Annotated in this window: 29 protein-coding genes and 1 tRNA gene; 15 read left to right on the forward strand and 15 right to left on the reverse strand. The window is 71.1% G+C overall.

The genetic code is table 11. The features are described from left to right. On the reverse strand, positions 1 to 289 hold a 289-nt coding region (fer, locus tag SD626R_RS11375), incomplete at its 3' end, for a ferredoxin Fer (RefSeq protein ID WP_092566477.1). Positions 290 to 515: 226 nt separating this feature from the next. Between fer and SD626R_RS11380 the strand changes: the two genes are divergently transcribed. The 3 genes from SD626R_RS11380 (at position 516) to SD626R_RS11385 (ending at position 2,628) form a co-directional block, all read left to right on the forward strand. After that, the gene (locus tag SD626R_RS11380; RefSeq protein WP_092566478.1) at positions 516 to 1,385 is read left to right on the forward strand and encodes a CheF family chemotaxis protein; all 870 of its coding nucleotides are present in this window, start codon (positions 516 to 518) and stop codon (positions 1,383 to 1,385) included. 81 nt (positions 1,386 to 1,466) lie between these two features. After that, positions 1,467 to 1,643 (forward strand): hypothetical protein, encoded by a 177-nt coding sequence (locus SD626R_RS16860; RefSeq protein WP_176697316.1) that lies wholly within the window; start codon positions 1,467 to 1,469, stop codon positions 1,641 to 1,643. Positions 1,644 to 1,728: 85 nt separating this feature from the next. Beyond that, a complete protein-coding gene (locus SD626R_RS11385) occupies positions 1,729 to 2,628 on the forward strand; it encodes a hypothetical protein (protein WP_092566479.1) in 900 nt (299 codons plus the stop codon). Positions 2,629 to 2,674: 46 nt separating this feature from the next. Here the strand turns inward: SD626R_RS11385 and SD626R_RS11390 are convergent, their stop codons facing one another. Together SD626R_RS11390 and psmA are read right to left on the reverse strand one after the other, a co-directional pair. Then, positions 2,675 to 3,556 (reverse strand): MOSC domain-containing protein, encoded by an 882-nt coding sequence (locus SD626R_RS11390; RefSeq protein WP_092566480.1) that lies wholly within the window; start codon positions 3,554 to 3,556, stop codon positions 2,675 to 2,677. A 76-nt stretch (positions 3,557 to 3,632) separates the two neighbouring features. Continuing rightward, a complete protein-coding gene (psmA, locus tag SD626R_RS11395; RefSeq protein ID WP_092566481.1) occupies positions 3,633 to 4,433 on the reverse strand; it encodes an archaeal proteasome endopeptidase complex subunit alpha in 801 nt (266 codons plus the stop codon). 193 nt (positions 4,434 to 4,626) lie between these two features. Here psmA and SD626R_RS11400 point away from each other — a divergent pair, with 193 nt between their 5' ends. The 3 genes from SD626R_RS11400 to SD626R_RS11410 all read left to right on the forward strand — a co-directional run bounded on the left by SD626R_RS11400 (position 4,627) and on the right by SD626R_RS11410 (position 7,995). Then, positions 4,627 to 6,051 (forward strand): hypothetical protein, encoded by a 1,425-nt coding sequence (locus tag SD626R_RS11400; protein ID WP_092566482.1) that lies wholly within the window; start codon positions 4,627 to 4,629, stop codon positions 6,049 to 6,051. After that, positions 6,044 to 6,787: an ABC transporter ATP-binding protein gene (locus SD626R_RS11405; RefSeq protein ID WP_092566483.1), complete on the forward strand. Its 744-nt coding sequence runs from the start codon at positions 6,044 to 6,046 to the stop codon at positions 6,785 to 6,787. Before SD626R_RS11400 ends, SD626R_RS11405 begins: the two co-directional genes overlap by 8 nt. A gap of 104 nt (positions 6,788 to 6,891) precedes the next feature. Next, the gene (locus tag SD626R_RS11410; RefSeq protein WP_092566498.1) at positions 6,892 to 7,995 is read left to right on the forward strand and encodes an ABC transporter permease; all 1,104 of its coding nucleotides are present in this window, start codon (positions 6,892 to 6,894) and stop codon (positions 7,993 to 7,995) included. 30 nt (positions 7,996 to 8,025) lie between these two features. Here SD626R_RS11410 and SD626R_RS16865 read toward each other — a convergent pair whose 3' ends face one another. The 9 genes from SD626R_RS16865 to SD626R_RS11450 all read right to left on the reverse strand — a co-directional run bounded on the left by SD626R_RS16865 (position 8,026) and on the right by SD626R_RS11450 (position 15,596). Further along, positions 8,026 to 8,202 (reverse strand): DUF7501 family protein, encoded by a 177-nt coding sequence (locus SD626R_RS16865; RefSeq protein ID WP_176697317.1) that lies wholly within the window; start codon positions 8,200 to 8,202, stop codon positions 8,026 to 8,028. A gap of 150 nt (positions 8,203 to 8,352) precedes the next feature. Then, on the reverse strand, positions 8,353 to 8,943 hold the full coding sequence (locus SD626R_RS11415) for a dihydrofolate reductase (protein ID WP_092566484.1): 591 nt from the start codon (positions 8,941 to 8,943) through the stop codon (positions 8,353 to 8,355). Next, on the reverse strand, positions 8,943 to 9,971 hold the full coding sequence (thyA, locus tag SD626R_RS11420) for a thymidylate synthase (protein WP_092566485.1): 1,029 nt from the start codon (positions 9,969 to 9,971) through the stop codon (positions 8,943 to 8,945). The genes SD626R_RS11415 and thyA overlap by 1 nt, the downstream gene beginning before the upstream one ends. A 450-nt stretch (positions 9,972 to 10,421) precedes the next feature. After that, the gene (locus SD626R_RS11425) at positions 10,422 to 10,820 is read right to left on the reverse strand and encodes a DUF7975 family protein (protein WP_092566486.1); all 399 of its coding nucleotides are present in this window, start codon (positions 10,818 to 10,820) and stop codon (positions 10,422 to 10,424) included. A 68-nt stretch (positions 10,821 to 10,888) separates the two neighbouring features. Further along, positions 10,889 to 12,079 (reverse strand): DUF7118 family protein, encoded by a 1,191-nt coding sequence (locus SD626R_RS11430; protein ID WP_241996679.1) that lies wholly within the window; start codon positions 12,077 to 12,079, stop codon positions 10,889 to 10,891. After that, entirely contained in the window at positions 12,080 to 12,502 is a 423-nt protein-coding gene (gene hisI, locus SD626R_RS11435) for a phosphoribosyl-AMP cyclohydrolase (protein ID WP_241996678.1), read from the reverse strand. A 46-nt stretch (positions 12,503 to 12,548) separates the two neighbouring features. Further along, a complete protein-coding gene (locus SD626R_RS11440) occupies positions 12,549 to 13,025 on the reverse strand; it encodes a GNAT family N-acetyltransferase (protein ID WP_092566487.1) in 477 nt (158 codons plus the stop codon). Then, positions 13,022 to 14,422, reverse strand: a complete 1,401-nt coding sequence (locus tag SD626R_RS11445) for a DUF92 domain-containing protein (RefSeq protein WP_092566488.1) — start codon at positions 14,420 to 14,422, stop codon at positions 13,022 to 13,024. The genes SD626R_RS11440 and SD626R_RS11445 overlap by 4 nt, the downstream gene beginning before the upstream one ends. 394 nt (positions 14,423 to 14,816) lie before the next feature. Continuing rightward, positions 14,817 to 15,596, reverse strand: a complete 780-nt coding sequence (locus tag SD626R_RS11450; RefSeq protein WP_092566489.1) for an HAD-IIA family hydrolase — start codon at positions 15,594 to 15,596, stop codon at positions 14,817 to 14,819. A gap of 143 nt (positions 15,597 to 15,739) precedes the next feature. Between SD626R_RS11450 and SD626R_RS11455 the strand changes: the two genes are divergently transcribed. Further along, positions 15,740 to 16,513 (forward strand): GTP cyclohydrolase III, encoded by a 774-nt coding sequence (locus tag SD626R_RS11455; RefSeq protein ID WP_092566490.1) that lies wholly within the window; start codon positions 15,740 to 15,742, stop codon positions 16,511 to 16,513. A 104-nt stretch (positions 16,514 to 16,617) separates the two neighbouring features. After that, positions 16,618 to 16,854, forward strand: a complete 237-nt coding sequence (locus tag SD626R_RS11460) for a hypothetical protein (RefSeq protein ID WP_092566501.1) — start codon at positions 16,618 to 16,620, stop codon at positions 16,852 to 16,854. 34 nt (positions 16,855 to 16,888) lie between these two features. On the opposite strand, the gene SD626R_RS11465 is transcribed toward SD626R_RS11460, so the two are convergent. Next, complete coding sequence (locus SD626R_RS11465) at positions 16,889 to 17,095, reverse strand: DUF8149 family protein (protein WP_092566491.1); 207 nt, start codon at positions 17,093 to 17,095, stop codon at positions 16,889 to 16,891. Positions 17,096 to 17,226: 131 nt separating this feature from the next. On the opposite strand from SD626R_RS11465, the gene SD626R_RS11470 reads away from it, so the two are divergent. Together SD626R_RS11470 and SD626R_RS11475 are read left to right on the forward strand one after the other, a co-directional pair. Continuing rightward, a complete protein-coding gene (locus tag SD626R_RS11470; protein WP_176697318.1) occupies positions 17,227 to 18,057 on the forward strand; it encodes an SDR family NAD(P)-dependent oxidoreductase in 831 nt (276 codons plus the stop codon). Between the two features lie 95 nt (positions 18,058 to 18,152). After that, positions 18,153 to 19,769, forward strand: a complete 1,617-nt coding sequence (locus SD626R_RS11475; protein WP_092566492.1) for a heme-binding protein — start codon at positions 18,153 to 18,155, stop codon at positions 19,767 to 19,769. A gap of 319 nt (positions 19,770 to 20,088) precedes the next feature. Here SD626R_RS11475 and SD626R_RS11480 read toward each other — a convergent pair whose 3' ends face one another. Continuing rightward, positions 20,089 to 21,135: an enolase-like domain-containing protein gene (locus tag SD626R_RS11480; protein WP_092566493.1), complete on the reverse strand. Its 1,047-nt coding sequence runs from the start codon at positions 21,133 to 21,135 to the stop codon at positions 20,089 to 20,091. Between the two features lie 30 nt (positions 21,136 to 21,165). Continuing rightward, positions 21,166 to 21,906, reverse strand: coding sequence for a DUF1405 domain-containing protein (locus tag SD626R_RS11485; RefSeq protein WP_092566494.1), 741 nt, complete (start codon positions 21,904 to 21,906; stop codon positions 21,166 to 21,168). A gap of 141 nt (positions 21,907 to 22,047) precedes the next feature. Here SD626R_RS11485 and SD626R_RS11490 point away from each other — a divergent pair, with 141 nt between their 5' ends. The 5 genes from SD626R_RS11490 to SD626R_RS11510 all read left to right on the forward strand — a co-directional run. Continuing rightward, on the forward strand, positions 22,048 to 22,686 hold the full coding sequence (locus SD626R_RS11490) for an FxsA family protein (RefSeq protein ID WP_092566495.1): 639 nt from the start codon (positions 22,048 to 22,050) through the stop codon (positions 22,684 to 22,686). Positions 22,687 to 22,792: 106 nt separating this feature from the next. Continuing rightward, a tRNA-Ile gene (locus tag SD626R_RS11495) sits at positions 22,793 to 22,866 on the forward strand. A gap of 386 nt (positions 22,867 to 23,252) precedes the next feature. Next, the gene (locus SD626R_RS17295; protein WP_255310156.1) at positions 23,253 to 23,387 is read left to right on the forward strand and encodes a hypothetical protein; all 135 of its coding nucleotides are present in this window, start codon (positions 23,253 to 23,255) and stop codon (positions 23,385 to 23,387) included. Then, the gene (locus tag SD626R_RS11505) at positions 23,377 to 23,601 is read left to right on the forward strand and encodes a hypothetical protein (protein ID WP_092566497.1); all 225 of its coding nucleotides are present in this window, start codon (positions 23,377 to 23,379) and stop codon (positions 23,599 to 23,601) included. The genes SD626R_RS17295 and SD626R_RS11505 overlap by 11 nt, the downstream gene beginning before the upstream one ends. Positions 23,602 to 23,788: 187 nt before the next feature. Next, on the forward strand, positions 23,789 to 25,047 hold a 1,259-nt coding region (locus SD626R_RS11510), incomplete at its 3' end, for a DUF7845 domain-containing protein (protein WP_092566503.1).

The following is a 25,047-nucleotide window of genomic DNA, read 5'->3' on the forward strand; positions in this document are numbered from 1 at the left end:
TCTCTTCGACCTCCTCGTCGGAGAGGATCTGTTGCATGTCCATCTCGATGTCGCCCTCCTTCACGATGGACGCGCAGTTCGCGCAGGCGCCGGCGCGGCACGAGAAGGGCCAGTCGTAGCCCTGCGCCTCGGCGGATTCCAGGATGTACTCGCCCTGGTTCACTTCGAGGGAGCCGTAGTCCTCGGCGTCGAGGTCGGCGTCCGCCGCCGCCTCGAACAGGTCGTCATCGTCCATCGACCAACCGTGGTCGTCGAGCACTTCGTAGTTGAGGTATTCTACTGTGGGCATCACCTGATGGTTTGATGCCCTCCTCATTAGGCTTTGCTGTTCCTCGGCTCTCGGCGCCCGATCGACCGACCGATCGAGGGGGGAACGAGGGCTCAACGAGGGCCGTCCGGAGACCGAGCGCGGACCGAACGCGTTCGCCCGCGCCCCGCGAGCGCCTGACAGATCGTTATCACGATTGATACGTCGTGGGCAACAGTAAATAGCGAACGACGCGTAGAGTGGTCCGATGGAAGAGTCCGTCGTCGCCGACTTCGTCGGTCGCGTCCACGCCTCGGAGATCGGAAGCGACGAGCCGGTGACGGGGCGGGTGCTCCTGAGCGAGCGCCGGCTGGTGCTCGCGACCGACGGCGGGAAGGCGACCGTCCCGCTGTCCGCGGTGTTCGACGTGGTCGTCGGCACCGTTCCGGGCGACCTGCGCTCGTTCTTCAGCGACAGCGTCACACTCGCGTACGACCGGCGAGGCGAGCGACGCACGGCCCTCGTCGAGGGCGAGCCGGACGACATGGACCGGTTCACCCGCCTGCTGTTCAAATCCCTCCTGCGCGACGTGACGGTCACCGTCCGTCACCCCGCGAAGGTGGGCGGGCGCGTCACGGACGCGTCGGACCACACGGCGTCGGTGACGCTCTCGCCCGGCGCGATCGGCTTCGTCGACTGTCCCGACCCGTTCAAAGTCGACCTCTCGGCCGTGATCGACTACGAGCGGACCGACCGGACGCTCGCGGGGACGCGGCGACCCGCGCTCGTGTTCCGACACGCCGTCGACGGGCGGACCGTCACCTCGATCGCGACCGTTCCGAACGATCGCGCGCTGAACGTGCTCGGGCGGTACATCAAGCTGGAGTACGACGACGCCATGGAGGAGCTGGAGTCGTTCGACCCGACCGAAGAGCAGCTGGAGATCCTCGTGTCGATCTACTCGGCCGGCGGCGAGGCGAACATCGCCGACGTGGTCACGGGCGACGTGACGCAGACGTCGATGGTCCTCGACACGCTCCGCGACGAGGAGCTCGTCGTGGACGGCGAGTCGGGCGCGGCGCTCACGCGGAAGGGACAGATGATCGTCACCTCGTACCTGGAGTCAGTCAACGCCTGACGGGCCCGAGGGGAGCGGCCCCGCGACCGCGAGGTGCCGGGCCAGCCGAACGACTATTTCCCCGCGGCGCCAACCTCGGGTATGGGATTCAAGACCGACGTGAGCAACGGGATCGTCTCGCTCGTCATCAGTCTCGCCGTGACCGCCGCGGCCGCGCGCTCCGACGGCGACGGCGACTGGTCGACGGGCGAGCTGCTGGCCGCGGTCGGGATCGCCTCGTTCCTCTCGGGGTACCTGACCAGCTACTTCGCGAAGTAGAGAGGGGCGAACCGCCGCCGTCGCGACCGGTCGAGCGAGGTCGCCCGGGGGAAGTTTCATGCCGGTTCGGCCGTAGGTAGTTCACATGCCAGACGACCGCCACGGGCGTTCGACGCGGCTCGACGCCGCAGCCCGCGAACGGGGGATCGACGCGCCGGCGGGCGGCCGCCGCGACGCGTCGCCCGACGACGCGGGGCCGCGGACCGCGCGGGTGCCGGAGCCGCACGTCCACGACACCTTCTCGGTCGACGGGATCGACACGAAGCGACGCGAGGGGCTCTTAGAGGCCGTCCTCCTCGACCGCGACGGCGTCAGCGCCGCCTCGGCGACGCGGCGGAACGGAACGGTCGGGGTCCACCACGACCCCGACGTCTCCCGCGAGGAACTCCGGGACGCGCTGGAGGCCTGCGGGCTCGTGGTCGCGCCGGGCGACGCGGCCTTCGAGGTGCGGCGCGCCGCGCAGTTCGCCTCCGCCCGCGTCGCCGTCGCCGTCCTCTTCGGGCTGATGGTGGCGACGCCGTACATCGCCGTCCTCTACCCCACCCGGGTCGAGTGGCTGTTCTACGACCCGGTGACGGTCCAGTACCTCCAGTCGATCCTCGACTCCAACATGGCGACGCACTTCTTCGTCAACCTCGGATCGCTGTCGGGCATCGCGTTCCTCGTCGCCTGCGGCCCGATGATCAAGCGGTCGCTCGCCGCGGCGGCCGCGGGCGAGGTGACGAACGAGAGCGCCTTCGTGGCGGGCGTGGCCGCGCTGTTCGGCTACAGCACCCTCGCCGCGTTCACGGCGTTCGAGGGCGCCGTCCACTACGACCTGATCGCCTACGCGGTCGTCGCCGTCACCCTCTGGAACCACTTCGGCGTCGGCGCGTCGACGCCCGACACCGCGAGCGTCGAGGACCCGACCGCCGACGGCGCCGCCGACTCCTCGGCCGACGCCGCCGAGGAGGAGCCGGTCGCGATGACCGACGGCGGACGGTAGTCGCCGGCGGTTCGCTCCACTTCTCGCCGAGTCCGGCCCCCGACGCTCAGTACGGCTCTCCGTCGAGCGGCTCGACGCCAGCGATCGTCACCTCGTCGCCGACCGCGAGGGTCGATCCCCACTGGACCTCCGGAGCGACGGTGTTCACCATCAGCCGGAAGTCGTGGTCGAACCGGTCGCTCTCGGTCCAGTCCGGGAGCGTCGCGCGGCGGTTTTTCATGAACGTCTCGCGGAACCCGTCGATCTCGGCGCCCGTGTCCGGGTTCCGAGACGGGACGACGCAGCGCTGACAGGGGTTGACGCCGAGCAGCTCGGCGTCGCCCGCGGCGAACCGGACGGCCTCTCCGCGGTCGGCGAACAGCCGGTCCTCCCAGAAGGCGGGGCAGTCGTCGACGACCACGCTCGGCCGGAGCCGTCGGCGCATCTCGGTCGCGTCCGCGACCGCGTCGAACCAGCCGGCGACGGTCTCCAGGGTCGCGCGCGAGATCACAGTCGGGCCGGCGGCGGCTCGGTCGTCCGGCAGCCCGCCGTCGGACTCGCGGGCCAGGTCGACATCGTACCCGAGGTAGTCGCCGACCCACGCCGCCAGGGCGTCGCCGTCGTCGGGGAGCGCGAACGTGCGCTCGTCGGCGTCGACGCCCGTCTCGGAGCGCGCCGGCCGCGAGAGGGTCACCGCGGTCGGCGTCGCGTCGGCCGGGCCGGCGAGCTCGTAGCTCGCGCGGAGCCCGTGGACCGCGGGCTCGCTCTTGCCGTTGACGTAGCCACCGCTCCCGCCGACGGACGCCTCGTGGGGGTCGACGCCGGCCTCGACGAGCGCGTACGTCCGGTCCCCGCGGAGCGCGCCGGCGGGTCCGATCTCCGCGCGGTCAAGGGCGACGCCGTCGTTCGACTTCAGGGGATAGGCGACGAGTTCCGCGACGCGTGCCATGCCCGGCGTTCGACGGCGGGAGAGAAAAGCGATCGGCCGGACGGGACCGCGGCGTTACTCGTCGTGGGCCGCGCCGTTACTCCTCGTCGCTCGCGTCGGCGTCGTCCGCGTCGTTGTCCTCGGCCGCGTCGGCGTCGGTCTCCTCGTCTCCGTCGTCGCCGCCGAGGCCGGCGGCCTCGAACGCCTCGGCGACCTCGTCGCCGGGGACGGTCCGGTAGCCGTCCGCCTCGGTGATGGTCGCGACCGCGACGTCGTCGGCGTCGAACTCGTCCTCGTGAGCGGCGAGCGCGGCGAGGCCCAGCTCGATGCCGGCGGCAAGCGAGAGGTCGTCGGTCCACTCCTCTTCTAAGTGGCCCTGGATCTCCTGCCGGCCGCCGCCGATGACGGTCGCCTTCCACTCGTTCGGGGTGCCGGAGGGGTCGGCGGCGAACAGACGCGGCTCGCCGTCGTCGATGCCGCCGATGAGGAGCGCGGCGCCGTACGGGCGCGTGCCGCCGCGCTGGGTGTTCTCCTGGATGTGGTCGGTGACGAACTTCGTCAGCGTCTCGACGCCGACGGGCTCGCCGTAGCGCAGGCGGTTCCCCTGCGACTGCCGGCGCGCGAGGTCGATGAGCTGTCGCGCGTCGGCGACGTGGCCCGCGCTCGCGGTGCCGAGGTGGTCGTCGAGCTTGTGGAGCTTCTCGATGCTCTCGGCCTCCATCAGCGTCGAGGAGGCGCGGGACATCGCGACGAACACGACGCCCTCGGCGGTGCGGATCCCGACGCTCGGCGCGCCGCGCGAGACCGCCTCGCGGGCGTACTCGACCTGGTAGATGCGCCCGTCGGGCGAGAACAGCGACGTGCCGCGGTCGTACGCCTGCTGGTCGTTGCCGCCCATCATCGCCGATCACCCGCTCTCGCGGTGTCGCCTTGGCTCATTACCTCCCCTTACGCCGGACGGTTGAAAAAGGGTCCGTAACCGGTACGTCTCGGCCGCGACCCGGGGGTCTTTCCCCGCCCGCGGTCGGCGGGAGCGCGGCCCGGTCGGGAGGATCGCGGCCCGGTCGGCGGTCCCGGCCTACGACGGATATATGTCGGTCGGTCCCCTAACAGGGTCGACATTGATTCCCACACGAACGACGGCCGCCCTGCTGGCCCTTCTGACGCTGCTCGCGGCGGTCGGCGGCGCCGCGGCGGTGCCCGACGCGCGGATCGCGATCGACGCGGTCGAGCCGAGCACGGGCGAGCCGGTCGTCGGCGAGCGCACGACGCTGAACGTCTCGATCTCGAACTCCGGCGGGAGCCCCGCCGCCGCCGACGTGACGAGCGTCAGGGTCGTCGACGCGGCCGACGGCGACGCGGAGCCCCTGGACGAGGCGACCGCGGTCGGCGCGCTCTCGGCCGGCGACGCGCTCGACGTCGAGCTGTGGACGCGGTTCGACGAGCCCGGCGAGCGCCGGCTCACCGTCGAGGTCGTCGCCGAGGAGGAGGCGACCGGCGACGAGGAGGCGGGCGAGGGCGGCACGGTCACCGTGACGCGCGACGTCGTCCTCGACGTCCAGCCGGCCGCGGTGACCCTCGACCTCCGGACGCGCGGGCTCGCCCCGGAGGACCTCCAGAGCGACGACGAGGGCGAGAGCGCCGGCGGCGTCGGCGTGAGTGGGATCGAGGGAATCTTCGGCGGCGGTGGCGGCGGGCTCGACACCGGCGAGGACGCCGAGCTGGCAGTGCAGTCGGCCGACTCCCCCGTGGCGGTGACCGTGGTCAACACGGGGACGACGACCGCCGACCGCGTGAGCCTGACCGCGGTCGGCGAGCCGGTCGCGGGCGGCGAAGAGAGCGGCAGCGGAAGCGAGGTCGACGAGGGGTTCGAGGCCGGCCCGTACGTGGTCGAGGACGTCGCCCCCGGCGAGGAGCGCGAGGTCGTCGTCGACCTCGGGTCACTCGACCGGCGCTCGGCCGTGACGTTCACGGCGGCGTTCCGGTCGGGTCTCGACGCGCAGGCGGGCGCCGACGCGGAGCGCACCGCGACATCGACGCTCCGGTACCCCGCGCACGACGGGGCGCCGACGGTCACAGACGCGACGGTCGAGGCGGTCGGCGACGGCGAGGTCACCGTCGACGCCAACCTCGGCAACGCGGGCGGCGGCGAGCTGGAGGGCGTCGTCGTCTCGATCGGGGAAGCTCCGGGAGTCGAGCCCACGCCCGCCGGCCGCGAGTACTTCGTCGGTTCGGTCGGCGCCGGCGACTTCGTCGCCTTCGACCTCGGCGCGACGGCGAACGCGTCGGTCGCCGACCGGGTGCCGATCCGGATCGCGTACACCGAGCGCGGCGTGCGGTACGTCGAGACCGAGACCGTGGCGCTCCCCGACGCGGCCGGGGGAGCGAACGGGAGTTCGGGGACCGTCGGAACGCTCGGCTCCGCGGGCGGGGTCGGCGCGCTCGGCGCGGTCGGCGTCGCCGGCGCCGCGGGGCTCGCGGTCGCGGGCGCCGTCGTCCGTCGCCGCGATGTATAGCGTCGAGCTGCGGGGGACGACCAAGCGCTACCCCGGCGGAGGCGCGGAGCCCGTGGTCGCGCTCGACGACGTCGACTTCGCGGTCGAGCCGGGGGAGTTCGTCGCGGTCGTCGGGCCGAGCGGCTCCGGGAAGTCGACGCTGCTGAACGTGCTCGGGCTGCTCGACGACCCGACCGAGGGGATGCGGCTCCTCGACGGGACGGACGTGACGAGCCTCTCGGTCGCCGAGCGCACGGCGGCGCGCAAGGAGTCGATCGGGTTCGTCTTTCAGGACTTCCACCTGCTGCCGACGCTGACCGCGGTCGAGAACGTCGCGCTGCCGACCGCGTTCGACCCCGGCGACGCGAGTCACCGCGCCGCCGACCTCCTCTCCCGGTTCGGGCTCGGCGACCGGCTCGACCACGAGCCGTCGGAGCTCTCGGGCGGGCAGAAACAGCGGGTCGCCATCGCCCGGTCGCTGATCAACGAGCCGGCGGTGCTGCTCGCGGACGAGCCGACCGGGAACCTCGACACGGAGACCGGCGAGTCGATCCTCGCCGAGTTCGAGCGCGTGAAGGAGGAGGGAGTCGCGGTCGTCGCGGTGACGCACGATCCGCTCGTCGAGCAGTACGCCGACCGCGTCGTCGAGCTCACCGACGGCGTGCTCGTCGGCGGCGTTCCGGACGGTGAAGGGAAAGCGGAGAGAGAGAGGGCGTCCCGTCCCGACCCCGAGACGGCGAGCGCGGGGGACCGATGAGCCGGACCGACTCGCCGGACTCGCCGTCCACGACGAGCTTCCCGGACTCTCGGGAGTCCTCGGGATTCGGCGACCGGCTCCGCGGGTGGCGTCCCGCGGTCGCGATGGCGGCGCGGAACCTGCGCCGGAATCGGGTTCGGACCGCGCTCGCGGTGCTCGGCGTCTGCATCGGCGTGCTCGCGGTCGCGGCGCTCGGGATCTTCGGCAACGTGTTGGCGCTCGGCGCCGACGACGCCATCGGCGACATCGGCACGCAGGTGGTGGTCTCGCCGAACGCGGACGCCGGGATCGACTCGCTGTCCGACGCCGACGTGGCGGCTGTCCGACGCGCCGTCGGCGAGCCGGCGGTCGTCCCGCTGTACTCGGACAACGCGGTCGTCGCCGGCCCGAGCGAGCAGGAGTTCGCGACCGTCTACGGCGTCGAGGAGCCGGGGCTCGCGTTCGAGGCCGCGGAGGGGCGGCTCCCCGAGCGCCACCGGCGGGGCGCGATCGTCGGCGCGAGCGTCGCCGAGGAGCTCGGCGTCGGCCCGGGCGACACGGTCGAGATCGCCGGGTCGCAGGTGAGGGTCGTCGCGGTGCTCGTCGAGAGCCAGACGTTCAGCCCGGTGGCGCCCGACGACGCGGTCTTCCTCCCCGAGTCCGCCTTCTCGGCCGAGGGGTACGGACAGGCCCTCGTCGTCGCGGAGTCGGGCGAGGGCGCCCGGGACGCGGCGGACGCCATCCGCGAGGAGGTGAACGCGCGCGAGGAGCGCGTCGACCTGTTCGAACTCGCCGCGATCGTCGACGAGATCAACGAGTTCTTCGGCCTGCTGAGCACGTTCCTCCTCGGGCTCGGCGCCATCTCGCTCGTCGTCGCCGGGGTCTCGATCCTCAACGTGATGCTGATGAGCACCGTCGAGCGCAGACAGGAGATCGGCGTGATGCGCGCCGTCGGCGTGGCCCGCCGCGACGTGTTGCGCGTGCTGCTCTCGGAGGCCGGTCTCATCGGCGCCGCGGGCGCCGCCGCTGGGACCGTCCTCACCGTCCTGCTCGTCGCCGGACTGGTCCTCGCGACGCCCGAAGTGGACGCCGCGCTCGCGCTCGACCCGACGAACGGCTACTACCTGCTCCTCGCGCTCGGCTTCGGCGTCGGCGTCGGGCTCGTCAGCGGGGCCTACCCGGCCTGGAAGGCGGCGAACGAGCGCCCGGTCGAGGCGCTGCGGAACTGAGCGGCCGCGACCCGGAAACGGTCGAAGCCGTCACCCCGCCCAGCCGCCCCGCATGTCATCGGTCACGCGGTCGCGCCACGTCTCGAAGGCGTCCCGACACTCCGGGGTCTCCTCGACGTGCCGGACGAACCCGGCGCCGGGAGACGACAGCTCCGCCTCGCAGAACGGACACCGCCTCGGTTCGATCGTCGACTCCGCTAGTGCCATGCCAACAGATAACAAACTAGAGGGAGAAAAGTGTTGTCACCGTTAATTATTCGCGATGATCGTGTTCGGACCCGACAGCTTTCGTCCCGATCTGAACCTGAACGACCAATTACGGGGAAGAGGCGGGAGGCGGACGCGGCGGCGGACGTTTCACTCGGTCGCTCGCTCGTAGGTGACGAACGCGAGGCCGCCGTCGTCCGCGGCGGCGTCGGCGTCGGTATCGCCGTCGGCGTCGGCACCGGCTTCGGCGTCCGCGGGGACCTCGCGGTCGGCTTCCCGCCACGCGTCGGCGTCCCAGTCGGGGAAGCGCGTGTCGCCGTCGGGGCGCCCGGGGACCTCCGTCAACACCATCCGGTCGGCGCGGTCGAGGAACTGCTCGTACACCGCCGCGCCGCCGATCACGTACGCCTCGTCGACGCCGCGGTCGGCGGCGTCGGCGGCGGCGAGCGCGACCGCCCCGTCGAGGTCGTTCGCGGCGACCGCCCCTTCCGGGAGGTCGAGGTCGCGCGTCGTCAGCACGACGCTGGTGCGGCCGGGGAGCGGACCGCCGACCCGGGCGGCGATGCTCTCGTACGTCTTCCGGCCGACGATCACGGGGTGGTCGGTCGTGAGCCGCTTGAAGTGCGCGAGGTCGGCGGGGTAGTGCCACGGCATCCCGCCCGCGTCGCCGATGACGCCGTTCTCGGCGACGGCGGCGACGACGACGAGGTCGAGCTCGGTTTCCGGCTCCGTCTCGCTCATCACTCCGCGACCGCGAACGAGAGGCCGTCCGCGGAGTCGTAGTCGACGAGCTCGACGTCCTCGTAGCGCAGCTCGTCGAGCGGCTTGTCCGCGATCTCGATCCGGGGGCGCTCGCGCGGCTCCCGCGAGAGCTGTTCGAGCAGGCCGGGGACGTGGTCGTACCCCGCCTCGCCGTCGGCCTCGTCGGGGGCGGTCCGCTCGACCCAGTCCTTCGCGTCGAGGTAGTCGGCCTTTGTCTCGGCGCTCGCGAGCCGCTCCTGGACGTACGGGAGGTTGTTCGCGTACCACTTCCCGCGCTCGCCGCGGCCGCAGTAGACGTGGGCGTCGACGACGGTGTGGCCGAACTCGCCGACCTCGAACCCCGTCCGCTGCGCGAGCGCGTTCGCGAGCAGCGCGTAGGCGGCGACGTTGAACGGCACCCCGAGCGCGATGTCGCCCGAACGCTGCGTGAGGTGGAGGTTCAGCCGGCCGTCCTGGACGTTCACGACGAACGAGTAGTGACACGGCGGGAGCGTCGAGGTCGCGGCGTTGGCGGGGTGCCACGCGTTGACGACCATCCGGCGCGAGCGGGGATTTTCCTCCAGCGTGTTGAGCACGTACTGAATTTGATCGAACGTCCGGCGCTCGGTCCCGTCGGGGCCCTCCTCGACGGTCACCCAGCGGTGAGCGTCCTCGGGCCACGTCTCGCCGGGGAGCGCAGCGTCCTCGTCCGGGACCGGGAAGCGCCGCCAGAACCGTCCGTAGGCGGTGTCGAGCTGGCCTTCCTCGTCGGCCCAGGCGTCCCAGATCTTCGTCTCCTCGCGGAGGTTCCGGACGTGCTCCTCGCCGGAGAGGTACCACAGCACCTCGTGGATGAGCGAGTTCCAGCGGTAGCCGTCCATCTTCTTGGTCGTCAGCAGGGGGAACCCCTCCGCGAGGTCGACGGTGTACTGCCCGCTGAACGACGCGATCGTGTCGACGCCGGTCCGGTTCGGCTTGTACGCGCCCGTCGACAGGGTGTCGTCGACGAGATCGAGGTACTGTTGCATGGTGGTCGGCGTCGCCCCCGTCCGACGAGCACGCGAGGCGACTGTCTATCGGGTCAAACGCGCCGCGGAAAGTAAGTGTGTCGTGAGCGGAATCGGGCCGGGTCGCCGACACGCGTCTCGGCATCGAACCACGATTTATAAGCGATCGTGGCGGTGGCGCGCCTCCGAGCGGTCGCCGGCGGCGACCGCGAGGAGTCCGCGAGGGACGCGGTGAGCGCTCGAAGAGCACGAACCGCGAGGCTGGGGAGGCGTGAGGCCGTGCGGTGCGGGGTGGGGCTCTAAGGGGCAGCCGTGAGGCGGGCGCAGGTGACGCAAGCACTGGAGGGGGCGAACGAAGTGAGCGACCGAAGCGCGCAGCGAGCGTGCGTCCGCCTCACGGCTGGGGCTTTGGCGGTGTTCACGGCTCCGACGATGATATATAAACGGCCGACAGCAACACCGAACTTCGACTTATATCGCCGTCACCCAGGCCCGGTACTCCTCGTCCAACCCGTACACCTCGCGGAACGCGCGCTCGACGAACCCCGCCACGCGGTTCGCGTCCGAGCGCGCGGTGACGACCGCGTTCGTTCCCTCGGCCTCCTCCGGGCTGACAAGCTCGTCGATCCGGAACTCGGGGAACTCCCCCAACAACTCCTTCAACCGGTCCAGCTCGTCGTCGGTGCAGTCCAGAACCAGCTCTGTGCCCGCGAGCTGGATCCACGGCGGCACCTCCCCGCCCTCGGTGACGTCGCTGTCGGGGTCGACGTCGACGGTCATCACGTCGCTCGATCGGGCGCGATGCGCGGTCGCGGCGTCCGCGTACAGCTTCAGCCGCTCGTCCTCGGTGGCGGCGTCGAATCGGGTCATGTCGTCACGTCGTCGCCGACGGCTCTTGAAAGGGCGCGGTCCGCCGAGAGAGACGATTTAAAACCCCGCTACCGCTCCGTCTCCGTCAACACGTCCTTGACGACGGCGAGCGTGCGCTCGGCCTCGCGCACCCGGTCGTCGATAACGCCGGTCCGCACCAGCTCCAGCTCCGACTCGTCGAGCGCGTCGCGCACCTTGGCCGCGCGCCGGAGCCGCTCGTACTCGTCGTCGCGCGCGAGGTCGCGGACCGACCTGAGCGTCGCGACCGTCTCGTCGTCGGCGACGCGCGACACCAGCGGGATCAGCTCGTCGATCTCGTAGGCGAGCTCGTCGCCGGCGGCGGGCGGCCAGTCGAGCGTCAGCGACTCGCCGTCGAGCCGCTCGACGTACGTGCGGTGGACCGCGACCGCCGTCCGGAGCGCGCCGGGGTCGTCGACGTAATGCTCCAGCTTGGAGTTCGAGTAGTCCGCGTACTCAAGCAGGGTCGGGAGCGGCTCCGCGCCCGCCTCGTACTCGGCGACGTAGTCGGCCAGATCCGTCGGGGGCACGTCGACGTCGACGAAGGGGGTCGCGTCCGCGCGGTCGAGGAAGGCGAAGACCTCGCGGGCCGACGCCGACTTGTAGAAGTCGTCGAACGCCTCCCGGACCGCCTCGTTGTACGCCGCGACCGGCTCGCGGAGGCGGTCGACGTCGGCGTCGAGGTCGGCGTCCGCCATCCCCGCGACCTCGCGGAGCTCGTCGAGTCGCGCGACGAGGTCTTTCCGGGCCTGTCGGGCCTCCTTCCGAGCGATCCGGTAGTCGTCGACGGCGTCGTCGCGGTCGGCGAGGAGGTCGACGTAGTCGCCGGCGGGGTCGAGCGCCTCGCGGGCCGCCTCGAAGTCCGACTCGGAGAGCCGCTTCTTGTCGACCGCCTCGTCGGCGGCCGCGAACGCGTCGGCGGCGAGCGCGTCGTCGCCGACGTCGACCGCGTTCGCGAACTCCCCCTCGAACCGGACGTACGCCTCGAAGTCCCCGCTGCCGACCGCGTCCTCCTCGTACTGGTCGAGCACGCGGTGCGCCCGCCGGTACGTGTCCGCCGCGGCCTCGACGCGATCGCGGCCGAGGTCGGCGATCCGGTCTTCGAGCCGCCGGAGCTCGTCGTACCGCTCGCGGAGTCTCGCGGCCGCCTCGCCCGCTTCGACGATCGGGTCAGGGCCGGCCGTCGCGTCGCCCTCCGCCGCGCCGTCGCCCGCAGAACCGTCCCCGGCCGCGCCGCCCATTCAGTACACCTCGTCCGGGTCGAAGACGCGCTCTCCGACGTTCTCGCCGTCTATCGTCCGGTGGAAACAGGAGCGGTGGCCCGTGTGACACGCCCCGACGTTCTGGTCGACGAGGTACAGCAGCGTGTCGGCGTCGCAGTCGACGCGCACCTCGCGGACCGCCTGCGTGTGGCCGGATGAGCCGCCCTTGTGCCACAGCTCCTCTCTGGACCGCGAGTAGTAGTGCGCCTCGCCCGTCTCGCGGGTGCGGTCGAGCGCCTCCGGCGAGACGTACGCGAGCATCAGCACCTCCCCCGAGTCGGCGTCCTGGGCGACCGCGGGGACGAGCCCGTCCTCGCCGAAGTCGACGTCGATCGAGTCGACGGCGGCGTCGCTCGCGTTCGGGCCCTCGCCCGCTTCCTGCTCCGCGTCGGCGTCGCTCATGTCTCGCCCGAGGCGCGGGGCTCGAATAGTCCTTTTGTCTGTCGGCTCAGTCCCGGCGCAACACGAGCGCGTCGCCGTCGGCGTACGCGTCGGGGCGTCGGTCGACGACCGCGAAGCCGAGCCCGTCGTACAGCGCGAGCGCCGCGTCGTTGTCGGGGTGCGCCTGCAGCGTCACGGGGCCGTCGCCGTCCGCGATGACGGCCGAGAGGAGACCGCGGGCGCGCCCCTCGCGTCGGTGGTCGGGAGCGACGACGAGCTCGGCGAGGTGGACGCCGGGCCGGTTCGAGGCGTCGACCGGCAGCAGGTAGCCGACGGGCCGCCCGTCCGCGACGCTCACGAGCGCGGACCCGACCGCGAGCCCGTACTCCAGGAGGTCCGGGTTCGGCTGCCGGAGGAACGACTGCAGCTCGCGGATCGGGTCGGCGTCGGTCGGGCGAGCGGGGCGGACGCGCGGGTCGGGGGCGACGGGCTCGGCGTCGCCGCCGGCCGGATTCCCGTCGTCTGCGTCGGGCGACCGGGTCACAGCGCCGTCACCCCGACCCCGATCCCGACCGCGACCGCCGCCCCGGACAGCGTCGCGAGGAAGTTCACGGCCTGGTTGCCGACGCGGTCGCCCTCGACGACCGCGCCGAGCACGCTGTCGACGGTCATCCCCGCGACGCCCGCGAGGACGACGGTCCCGCCGCCGACGGCGAGGTCGCCTACCGGCATCCCGACCGCGGCGATACCGCCGACGAGGAGCGCCCCCGTCAGGCCGGCGAGCTCGCCCTGCCACGTGATCGCGCCGTCGGTGCCGGGCTCGACCCGTTTGAGGGTGGTGACGAGCCGCGGCCCGTCGAACAGTCCGCCGATCTCCGAGGAGAGCGTGTCGGCCATCGCGGTGGCGGTCGCCCCGGCGAAGGCGAACGCGAAGGGGGCCGGCGGGACGGCGACGTGGGCGGTCGCGGCGTAGCCGACGAGCGCGACCAGGGCGACCGCGGAGTTCGCGAGCACGTTACCGGTGCCACGGGCGCCCTCGTTCTCCTGGGCGACGCCGCGGTCGGCCTTCTCGTCGAATCGGTACTTCGAGGCCAGCCCCCCGACGGCGTAGAAGGACATCAGCGTGAGGAACCAGCCGACTCCCCCGAGCACGACGGCGAGCAGCGCGGAGAGCACTCCGGTGAGCATGCCGGGGACCGAGGCGGTGCCGAGCGCGAACGAGACGTAGCCGAGCGCGGCGGTCACGCCGAGCCCGAACGCGACGAGGGGGACGGTGACGGCCGGGTCGAGCGCGACGAACCCCCAGACCGCGAACGCGACGAGGATCACCGTGATGTGCGCGTCGCGGTCGAACACCAGCGATCGGACGAGCGCGGCTGTCAGCGCGGCCACCGACGCCAGGAAGACGAGGTCGGGGACCGCCGTCGCCAACGACGACGCCGTCCCCGCGGGATCGAGGGTCAGGGTGGGGACGGGCCCGTCGAGGGAGAAGCCGCCCTCGGCGCCGAGGAGCTCGGCCTGAACCCGTACCGCGACCTGTCCGGCGAGGGCGGCGAGGGCGCCGACGCCGACGTAGCCGGCGACGAGCGGGAACTCGTCGGTCGAGCTCCGGGCGACGAGCTCCCGCCCCAGCCGGCCGCCGCCGACGGCGAGCGCCGCCGCGGCGAACGCCTCGTACGGGAGCGGCGCGCGGGGCAGCGAGGCGAACAGCGCGAGGCCCGCGGCGGCGACCGAGAAGGCGACGAGCCCGTACAGCCGCTCCTCCTCTCGGTCGCCGGGGAGCGCGAGCGTCTCGAACCACTCGCCGTCTCGGATCCCGAAGAAGGCGAGGCCGGCGACCGCGAGGAAGGGGACGATCGCGGCGTCGCCGAGCGTCGGCGCGAGGGCCGCGAGCGCGGCCACGCCGGCGAAAGTACTCGCCCGTCGGAGCCTCCGTATCACGGCTTCGGCTACCCGGGACGAGCACTTAACGGTCCCGACACCGGCCGGCGATCGCGGTCCCGGCCGGTACCGGATCGCCTCCGGGAACAGCGTCGGGTCGTCGACGTGATCGGTCCCGAACCGCCTACCGGCACGGTGCCGGACCGCGGGCCGTCAGTACCGGTACTCGTTGAACCGGACCGCGTGCCCCTCGATCACGCGCACGGGGCCCTCCGGGTCCTCGTCGTCGTCCTCGGTCGCCTCTTCGTGGGTGTCAACGTCACTCATATGCGCCGAGTAGCGGTTGGCTCGTATAAATGTTCGCCACGGGGCGGAACTGTCGGAGCCGGCGGGAACGTCGGAATCGGCGGGAATACCGGAGCGTCTCGCGACCGCACGCGACGGACGACTCCGGTCAGCCGATGACGCGCTCGATGTCGCCGAGGTCGTCGAGCACGTGGTCCGGGGTGACGTCGGCGGCGGCGATCCGGTCCTCGTCGGTGACGCCGGACCTGACGAGCACGGTCGTCATCCCAGCGCGCTCGCCGAGCGCGATATCGGTGTTCAGGCGGTCGCCGACCACGAGACACTCCTCCGGCGGGTGGGGGAGCCGCTCCCGGACCATCTCGATCGCGGTGTCCGACGGCTTGCCGAGGACGGCGTCGGGCTCGCGCTCGGCGACGCCGGCGATCGCGTTGATCACCGCCCCGGATCCGGGGACGTCGCGCTCGGGGGCCGGGATGACGACGTCCGGGTCGGTGCCGACGAAGGGGATGTCCCGGTCGAGCGCCCACATCGCGGTACAGAGGTCGTCGTAGTCGAACTCGCGGTCGATCGAGGCGACTAGGGCGTCGGCGGCGTCGACCTCGTCGGTGGTCGAGAGCCCCGCGTCCGCGAACTGTTCGACCAGCCCGGCCTCGCCGATACAGAGCAGGTCGTCGTCGGCGTGGCGCTCCCGAAGGTACCGGGTCGTCACCGTCCCGGCCGTGAACACGCTGTCGGCGTCGACGTCGTACCCCGCGGCGCCGAGGCGGTCGACGTACGCCGGCGGCGCCTTCGTCGGGTTGTTCGAGACGAACAGCGTCTCGATTCCGGCCTCGCGGAGCCGCCGGTACCCCGCCGGCGCGCCCGGGATCGGATCGTTGCCTCGCACGACCGTGCCGTCCACGTCGAGGACGGCGCCGCTGAATCCCATACTCGTCTTCCGGGCGCCACGGTCGTAGTGGTTGCGGGCCGACTTCCGGCCCGCCGGCGGCCCGGGAGTTCCAGATACGGTACCGGTTTCACCTTCGGGATAACGGAAAGGTAAAGCGGCGCGGCTCCTAATTAGGGTTTACTGTGACGACGACCCAGGTGACCCTCGTCCAGATCGACAACTACGGGCCGTGGACGACGACGCCGGAGCCGCGCCGGGAGATGGACCTCCAGACGCTCCAGTCGCGACTCTTCGCCGACGTCGCCCAGTTCGTCGGCCACCGCGACGCGTACGTCTTCTTCACGCGCTTCGACAACATGATCGCGGTGACGAACGGCGTGGACGGCGCGGCCCACGCCGCCCTGCAAGAGTCGATCGGGAACCGGTACCCGGTGAGCATCAGCCTCGGCACCGCGGTCGCCGAGCGGCCGGTCGACGCGCTGGAGGCGGCGAACCGTCGGCTCCAAGTGGAGGGGAGCGCGCAGGACGAGCATCGAACCGAGGTGCTCGCCGGCGAGTACCTCTCAGAGACGACGCCATCGGATCTCCAGGTCGCGCACTTCGACGTCGTCAACGCGACGGGGAAGTACACCGACCGGCTCAACGAGTTCGACACGTTCATCAACATCGAGCGGGCGTACGGCTCCCTCATGCGGTACCTCCGGGAGCGGCACGGGGCGCTCTCCTTCTTCGTCGGCGGGGACAACATCGTCGCCGTCTGCCCCGACCTCCCCGAGCGCGCGTTCGCCGACGCGGTCGCGCACGTCAGCGAGGACGTCGAGATCGAGCTGCAGGTCGGCGTCGGCCGGGGCGCCTCCGCCCACGAGGCGGGCTTCGCCGCCAAACACGCGCTGGAGGACTGCCGCCACGACGGGACGAGCGTCGAGCTGTTCGGCGCTCCCGCCGCCAGCGACTGAGTCGGAATCGGGGCGGCGTCCGAACCGAGGGCGGATCTGTCGTTATTCGATCTGATAACTGCACCTGTACGCTTATGTATACCGACTCGGTATCCTCCGGCAACATGTCCGATGCAATAGTGTTCGTCTGCACGGTGGACGGCTGCGACGAGGGGCCGTGGGAGGGTTCCCACGACGCGATGGCCCACTGCGCCGAACACCCCGACCACGGTTACACCGGGCGACCGCGGAGCGAGGTCGGCGGCGACGCGGTCATCCCGGCGACGGCGACACGCGAGCGCGACAACCGGAACCTCCAGCACAAGGGGCACCCGAAGGGCGCGCTCGCCAAGAACGACTGAGCCGCTCTGAGAACGGCGATTCGACCCGTCCCGCTCACGCCTCGTCGAAGAGCCCGAGGTCCTCGGCGACGAGGTCGGCGAGTTGGTCTTTCAGCACGGGGTCGACCTCCGCGATCTCCTCCCCGTCGTGTTTCCCGTCGTTGTGTCTGGCGAGCGCGTCCCCCACGTCGGACAGGGGGACGCTGGTCTCCGTCTCGCACTCGGTGCACACGATCGGGACGGACGGTTCGTCGGTGGACATACGTCGGGTAGTCGCGGGTCGGCGGTATATGCCTTCGGGGCGCGGCCCGCGCCGCCCGCCGTCGGTTCCGGGGGGATTCGGCCGCGGTCCGAACCGCCAGCGTCACCCGTCCCCGGTCGCTACCCGGACCCATGCGCGTCCTCGTGACCGGAGCGGCGGGCGGGATCGGCGGCGGCGTCGTCAGGACCCTCGCGGCCGCCGGTCACGACGTGATCGGGGTCGACCGCGACGCCGACGGGCTGGCCGCGCTGCCCGAGGCCGCGGAGACCCACGCCCTCGACCTGCGCGACGGCGAAGCGGTCGAGACGCTGCTCGCCGACCGGGCTCTCGACCGCGTCGTCTCCTGCGTCGGCGGGTACGAGATCGCGGCGATCGAGGACACCAGCGTCGACTCGTTCCGCCGCCAGCTCGACACGAACCTGACCGCGGTCCACACCGTCGTCCGGACCGCCCTTCCGTCGATCCGCGAGCGCGGCGGCCGGATCGTCGTCGTCGGCTCGATGGTCGGATCGACTGCCCTCCCGTACCACGGCGCCTACAGCGCCGCGAAGGCCGGGCTGCGCGGGTACGCCGACGCCCTCCGCCGCGAGGTCGAGCCGCACGGCGCGACGGTCGCCTTCGTCGAGCCCGGTCCGGTCCCGACCGGGTTCAACGAGCGCGCGGCCGCGGGGATCGCCGAGCGGAACGCGGAGGCGGACGCCGACGACCCCTACGTCGACGGCCCCTACGCCGACGCCTACCGGGCGTTCGAGGGGTACGCGCCCGCCGCAAGTGACCTGGAGACGGTCGTCGAGCGCGTCGTCGTCGCGGCCACGACGGACCGACCGCGGGCGGTCTACCGGGTGAGCCGCCGCGCGCGCTGGCTCCCGCGGCTGGCGGCGGTGCTCCCCGACCGGCTGTACGACCGGCTGGTCCGCGCCGGGCTCCCCGGCGGAATACTCGGCCGACTGATCGATCGGTAGGGCCGACGCGCCGGGGCGAGACGACACGTGGCCGTCCCCCGTCGCTCTCGGCCGCGACCCGCAAGCCCCTAAGCGGCGGGGCCCCAAGCCTGCGTATGGTCGAGGCACCACAGACCGAGGAGGGGTGGTTCGCGCTGCACGACTTCCGGTCGATCGACTGGGACGCGTGGCGCGACGCCCCCGAGCGGGAGCGACGTCGAGCGATCGAGGAGGGCGAGGCCTTTCTCCGGGACCGCGAGGGCGTGGTCGACGCCGACGAGGGCGACTCCGGGCTGTTCTCCGTGCTCGGCCACAAGGCCGACCTCCTGTTCGTCCACTTCCGCCCCTCGCTCGATCACCTCTCCGCCATCGAGCGCCGGTTCGAGGACACCGCCTTGGCGAACTTCACCGAGCGGACCACCTCGTACGTCTCTGTCACCGAGGTCTCCGGCTACGTCTCGGACGCGTACTTCGAGGAGGGGCCGGAGGAGGTCGACGCCGGCCTCCGACGCTACATCGAGGGAAAGCTGACGCCGGAGATCCCGGACGACGAGTACGTCTGCTTCTACCCGATGAGCAAGCGGCGCGGCGAGGAGTACAACTGGTACGACCTCGACTTCGAGGACCGCGCCGAGCTCATGGCCGGCCACGGCGAGGTCGGCAAGGAGTACGCCGGGAAGATCAAGCAGGTCATCGCCTCCTCGGTCGGCCTCGACGACCACGAGTGGGGCGTCACGCTGTTCGGCGCGGACCCGACCGACATCAAGGACATCGTCTACGAGATGCGGTTCGACCCCGCCTCCTCGCGCTACGGCGAGTTCGGTGACTTCTACGTCGGCCGCCGGTTCCCGCCCGCGGACCTCGGCGCGTACCTCGCTGGCGAGACGGTACCCGCCGACGGCGACGACGGGGGAGCGGACGGCGAGGGCGGTCACGAACACGCACACGGCGAGAGTGGTCACGCGCACGGCGAGAGCGACCATCATGGCGACGACGGCCACGGAAGCCGCGGGGAGGGACACGACCGCGCCGGCGCCGGCGGCGGCTCGGCGCACGGCGACCACCCGCACGGCGGCGAGGAGGCGAGCAGTGAGGGCGACCACCCGCACGGCGAGGGAGATGCGGACGCCGAGGGCGACGGCGTCTCAGACGAGGCGATCCGCGGCGAGCTCGCGGACCTGGACATCTACGCCGGGAAGCCGCACGGCGAGGACGTGTACGCCACCGTGCTGTACAGCGAGGCCGACGTCGACGGGCTGTTCGACGAGGTCGAGGGGCTCCGCGGCAACTTCGACCACTACGGCACCCACGTGAAGACGGCCGTCTACGAGGGCCGGCACACCGACCGCGCCGCCGTCGTCTCGATCTGGGACACGGCCTCGGCCGCCGAGACCGCGGCCGGCTTCCTCTCGGAGCTCCCGGGGATCGTCGCCCGCGCCGGCGAGGAGTCCGGCTTCGGCACGATGGGGATGTTCTACACCGTCAAGCCGGACTACCGCGAGGAGTTCGGCGACACCTTCGACGAGGTCGGCGAGATCCTCGCGGAGATGGACGGCCACGTCGAGACCGACCTGATGAGCAACGTCGAGGACGAGAACGACATGTTCATCGCCAGCCAGTGGGCGGCGAAGGAGGACGCGATGGCCTTCTTCGGCTCCGACGAGTTCCGCGAGACGGTCGAGTGGGGCCGCGAGGTGCTGGCCGACCGGCCGCGACACGTCTTCCTGGCGTAGAGGGGGGTGGTACGCGCAGTGTCGTTTATTGGTGGTCGTTGGTGGGCGACCAGTTCTCAATAGCAGACAGCGGAGCGGCGGTAAACGACTTCAAACCCCCAACCACTCGGCTAGGTGTCATTGATTCCGTATCGGCAGTGAACACTTCCAAAGCCCCACCCGCCCGAAACCGCACCGCACCTCACGCCTCCCCAGCCTCGCGGCTCCCTTCGGTCGCCGCGTCCCTCGCGCGTGCTGCTCGGCCGCAAGGCGGCCTCGCAGGCACGCGCCACCGCAGTTAATTTATGAGCGGTAGGTATCGATACCGGGTCTACCCATCTCAGAACTCGAAGCCGACCGCGTCGCGGTCGGGTCGGAGCGGGCTCATCGGGTACGGTGGGGACGCCTCCGGGTCGTTGAACGGCCGGGGCGCCACGTCGTTCGGACCGTCGGGGTAGAAGAGCGCGGCGAGCGTCTGGATCGCGTCTCGCCCGCTCGCGAGTTCGAACTGTCCGCCGCCGTACATCTGGATCCCGTGGTCCTCGCAGTACGCGATCGTCTCGAACAGCGATTCGAGGGTGCCGAACCGGGACGGCTTGATGTTGCAGTACCCGGGGTCGACCGGGAGCGATTCGAGGCTCTCGACCCCGTCGATCGGGTAGTCGAACGAGAGCCGGTCCGCCTGCGGCTCGACGAGGGCTCGCGTCTCGGGCGTGAACGCGGGGTCCTCGACGACCGCGGCGGGGAACGCGGCGAACACGTCGCGGTACAGCTCGGGGTCGGCCTCGACGTCCACGTCGGTGTCCTCGTACCAGCCCTTGAGGTCGAGGATGCGGACGGCGTCGGTCTCCCGGAGCGTCACGAACGCTTCCTCCGGCCAGTCGGGAGTCGGGTCGAGCTTGAACTCCAGCTCGTCGTCGAGCGCGAGCAGCTCCTCGACGCGGTCGGTCGTCGGCGGCTCGCCGAGGCGCGTGGAGACGACGAACCGGACCGGCGACGCCTCGACGCCGAGGAACTCGCCGAGCGACTCCTCCCGCTGCCTGAGCGCCAGGTCGAGCGCCGCGCTCTCGACCGCCCAGCGGCGGTAGTTGCGGAAGTACTCCTGTTCGGGCGGCCTGTGCGCGAACAGGTCGATCTCGTCGAGGCGCGCCGACAGCTCGTCGATCGTCCACTCGCCCTCGATGTCGATCGGGTCGGTCCCGACGAGGGCGGCGTGGTCCTCGGTCTCGTAGGTCACGTCTTCGCCGCGCCCGACGACGCCGTCGCCGGCGAGCCGGAACTCGGTGGTGGTGCGCTCGAACTCGCTGGTGGTCGCCCCGGTGTATCGACGCCGGTCCACCGACTCGATCGTCACGGACAGCTCCGCGATCCGCTCGTAGGCGCTCATGTGAGAGTCGACGCCCTCGGTGAACTTAAATCAGGGACGCGAGCGGCCGCCGTCGGGACTCGCCCCGTCGGCACCGAGACCGTGGCGGGTCCGGAGCTTCTCGACGTGAGTCCCGAGCGTCCAGAACAGCGGGATCACCGTGAGCGCGACCGCGCCCGCCGCCGCGACCTGCAGCACCGTCGTGGTGAACCACGGCGTCGCGTCGGCGTACGGCAGCGAGGTGTGGGTCACGCCGCCGGTCAGGGGGACGAAGTAGTCCATCAGGAGGTCGACGGTGTACCACGCGGTCGCGACCGCGACCGCCCTCGGTGGGAAGTCCGTGATCCGGTAGAGCACGAACGCCTGCACGACCATCCCGAGGTGGCTCACGAGGAGGAACGCGTACAGCGGGACCCCCGACGTCTCGACGAACCGCGGCGCGAAGACGACGAGCACGTAGGGGGTCCACAGCCCGAGTTTGACGTTTCCGAAGAAGGCGAGCGTCGCGAGGGTGTCGCTCGACCGCCCGACCGCCCACGCCGCCAGCGCGAGCGCGATGAGCAGCGTCGCGCCCGGGCTGTCCGGGACGAACGCCCACATCTCGACGGGCACCTCCCGGAACTGGAACCGGTAGTACCAGAAGCCGAACGCGGTGCCGACGAGGTTGATCGCGACGATGACCCACGCGAACCGGAAGGCGACGTCCTCCAGCGCCTTCGGCAGGGGCGCGACCCACCGCGGCAGCGACTCGCGCTCCGGGGGCTCGCGTCCGAGCGCGCCGACGATATCCATACGCCCGGGTCGGACCCGTCGCTCAAAGCCGTGGCGGTCGCGGACCGTTCCGACGCGGGCGCGGTCGGGCTTCGCAGGCGATCGGACCGACCTCCGGCCGGACGAAAAGGGCTATGAGTCCCCGGCCGGAACGGTCGCGGTATGCGCCCGCGAACGCTGCTCGCGCTGCTGCTCGTCGTCCCCCTCGTGGACGCGCTGTTCCTGATCGTGGTCGCGACGCGGCTGGGGTGGGCGGTCACGGTCGCGCTGGTCGTGTTGACCGCCGTACTCGGGATGCTCCTCCTGCGCGCCGAGGGCCGGGCGACGCTCGCGCGCGTCCAGCGCAAGCTGGCCCGCGGCGAGCCCCCGACCGACGAGCTGCTCGACGGCGGCCTGCTGATCGCCGCCGGCGCGTTCCTGCTCACGCCCGGGCTCGTCACGGACGCAGTCGGCTTCCTCCTCGCGCTCCCCCTCTCGCGGGTCCCGATCCGGATGGCGCTCAAGAAGTACGTCGTGGTGCCGTACCTCGACAGCGAGACCGGGGGCTTCGCCTCCGGCAACGTGTACATCGGCGGGTTCCCCGGCGGCGGATTCGGCGGCGGCGGTGTCGACGACCGCGCCGGCGACGACCCCGACGACTTCCCCGGTGCGGGCGGCGCCGACGGGGGTAGCGGGGCGACCGACGGCGGGAGCGGCGGGAGCAGCGACGGCGGCGACCGCTTCGACGACCCGGACCGCGCCGACGACGTGGTCGACGTCGATTTCACGGTCGAAGACGAGGAGTCCGAGCGAACCGACTGACCACGTGATGGTTGCGGCACGGGGCACTGAAACCGCGAGACGGCGGCGGAGTGTCGAAAGGAAACCCTTAAAATCCTACCCGCGCAACGACTGAATGCGCTCACCTGGGCCAATAGCTCAGTCAGGTTGAGCGCTCGGCTGATAACCGGGAGGTCCACGGTTCAAATCCGTGTTGGCCCACCTCAGAAGCGGTCGGCGTTATGCCACCGCGGTTGGGGCCGTACAACTCCCCAGCCACCTAATTTCGGCACTTCCGCTATTCCCAGAGAGAGCCGTTTCTCGCTGTCCCGCTAGAAACTATAGCGACCCCCAGAGCCGTCTGCGGGTTTCCAGCACTGGAGGTGTCTCAGCGTGAGTCTCGGGTACTCCGGTTCGTTCACCGCCGAGAAGGACTCGGAGTTCTTCTGTGACACCTGCGGCGCTCGATGCACACGGAGTCCGAACCGAGATCTCGAGTACGGTCACCTCATCGGATGTCCCCACCGACCGAAGGAATTCACTAAGGGCACCTGTGACAGCGGGTACAAATACCACGACGATGCGGACGCCGACGGGGGTGCGTCAGCGTGACCGACCCCGGACACGCGCGTTCGGTCGCTGAACAGCTCCGGCTCGCCGAGGAGAACGACAACCTTCCCGACGAACTCGCGGACAAACTCGACGAGGAAGACGACGACCAGGAGGAGGAAGATGTCGAGTAAGCCGCCCTCTGCTCCTGGTGTCGGTCACACCGGTCCGCTCGTCTCAGCGCGCTGTACCGGCTGCGGGAAGTGCTCGAAGAAGCGGACCGCTGAGATCGTCGGCGACGAGTCGAGCGGCTCCTTCGAGCACGTCTGTCACTCGTGCCGGTGCGTCACCTGGTGGAACGTCCTCGACCTCCTCGAAGCCGCTGAGCGCTCGCGGGGTAAGCGATGACGGGGTGTCCACACCCCACTCAACGACCGAGCGGTAACTGCCAAATGTGTGCCGTCGAACAGCAGTACGACGGCGTCGATCTGGGTGACCTCAGCGAGTACGAGTGCCCCGAGTGCGGCGGTGCGACATCTGGTCGCGACACTGTCTGTGCAGACTGCCGAGGAGGTGAGTCGGCGTGAGCGTCGATATGTCCTCGACCCCGGATGCCACGATCGGGACGCTTCCCGACCCGCGGCTTGAGGACCGGATCGCTGCTCGTCCCGCGGCCCACGGTGCTGCTGCGCAGGCGGTCTTCAACGATGTGGGTCGCGACCTCGCGGTGTACTCCGCCGTCCACCAGCTGTGGTACGACGTAGTCGGCGATCGCGACGAGGAGCCCGGTATCGCCGCCGCGGTCGATCACGACGATCTCCCGTGGCTCGACGCGCCGACACCCGGCCGCGATTGGGTTGTGAAACTCTCCTCGTCGCGCTGGAAGGCTGGGACCGGGACGGGCGACGACTACTCGGCGTACTACAAGTACGACCTCACGCTTCGCGAGCGAGACGAGGACGGCGACCTCTACAAGACCGGGAAGGCGTGCTCGCTTCGTGTGATCCCGCAATTCGCCGATCTGAACTACAAGGACGGGTCTGACCTCACCCTGCAGTACGGCGAGGGGTCGCTCGTTCGCTGTTCCACGACGTGGGCGGACTCCGCCGAGGAGATCGAGGGTCGGATGCTCGACATCCTCGAGGTCGTCCTGGACGTCGACCGCGGTCGTCTCCTAGAAGACCGCGAGCATGACTCGCGGCGGCTCACGAAAGCAGAGGCGCATCACCGCTTCGACATCGGGTGGAAACGGCAGGTGATCGAGGTGATGGATCAGACGCGTGACCTCATCGCGTTCGGCGGCATGTCTGAGATCGAGGCGCACCAGTACCGGCTTCGCGAGGGATACCTGGAGGCGCTCCTCGACGCCGATCGCTGGCACCTCCTCGGCTTTGAGCGGACCAGCTACGACATCGAACTCAAGTGCTACCAGAACGCCGGCTGGACAGAGATCCCACGGGAAGATCCGGCGCACCACCCGAAGCTTGAGGCGTCGTTCGCAGGCGTCGACGGCGACGGCGCGCTTCCGCACGTCGACGAGTGGGATAAGGTGATGTCGGTGCTGCGGTCCGTCGTCTCGGCGCATCTCGAATGGGCGGGCGTCGGTCGCGAGGAGCTCGTCGCCGACGACTTTCAGCCCGGTCCGGCGAGCCCGGAGTACCGGTACCGACACCCGAACGGGCGTCGCGAACAGCTCCGCGAGCGGTACGAAGCAGTCGGGACAGAGATCCACCGCGAGGCGCTGAAAGCGAACACGCAGGCCGTGTACGACATCCTTCGCGTCGTCGCGACAGAATCCGGTGCGTCCTACGACACGCTTGAGGAACGCACCGGTCTCGCCCGCTCGACGGTCCG

Origin of the sequence: Halorubrum sp. SD626R, assembly GCF_001261915.1 — an archaeon.
Taxonomy (GTDB): Archaea; Halobacteriota; Halobacteria; order Halobacteriales; family Haloferacaceae; genus Halorubrum.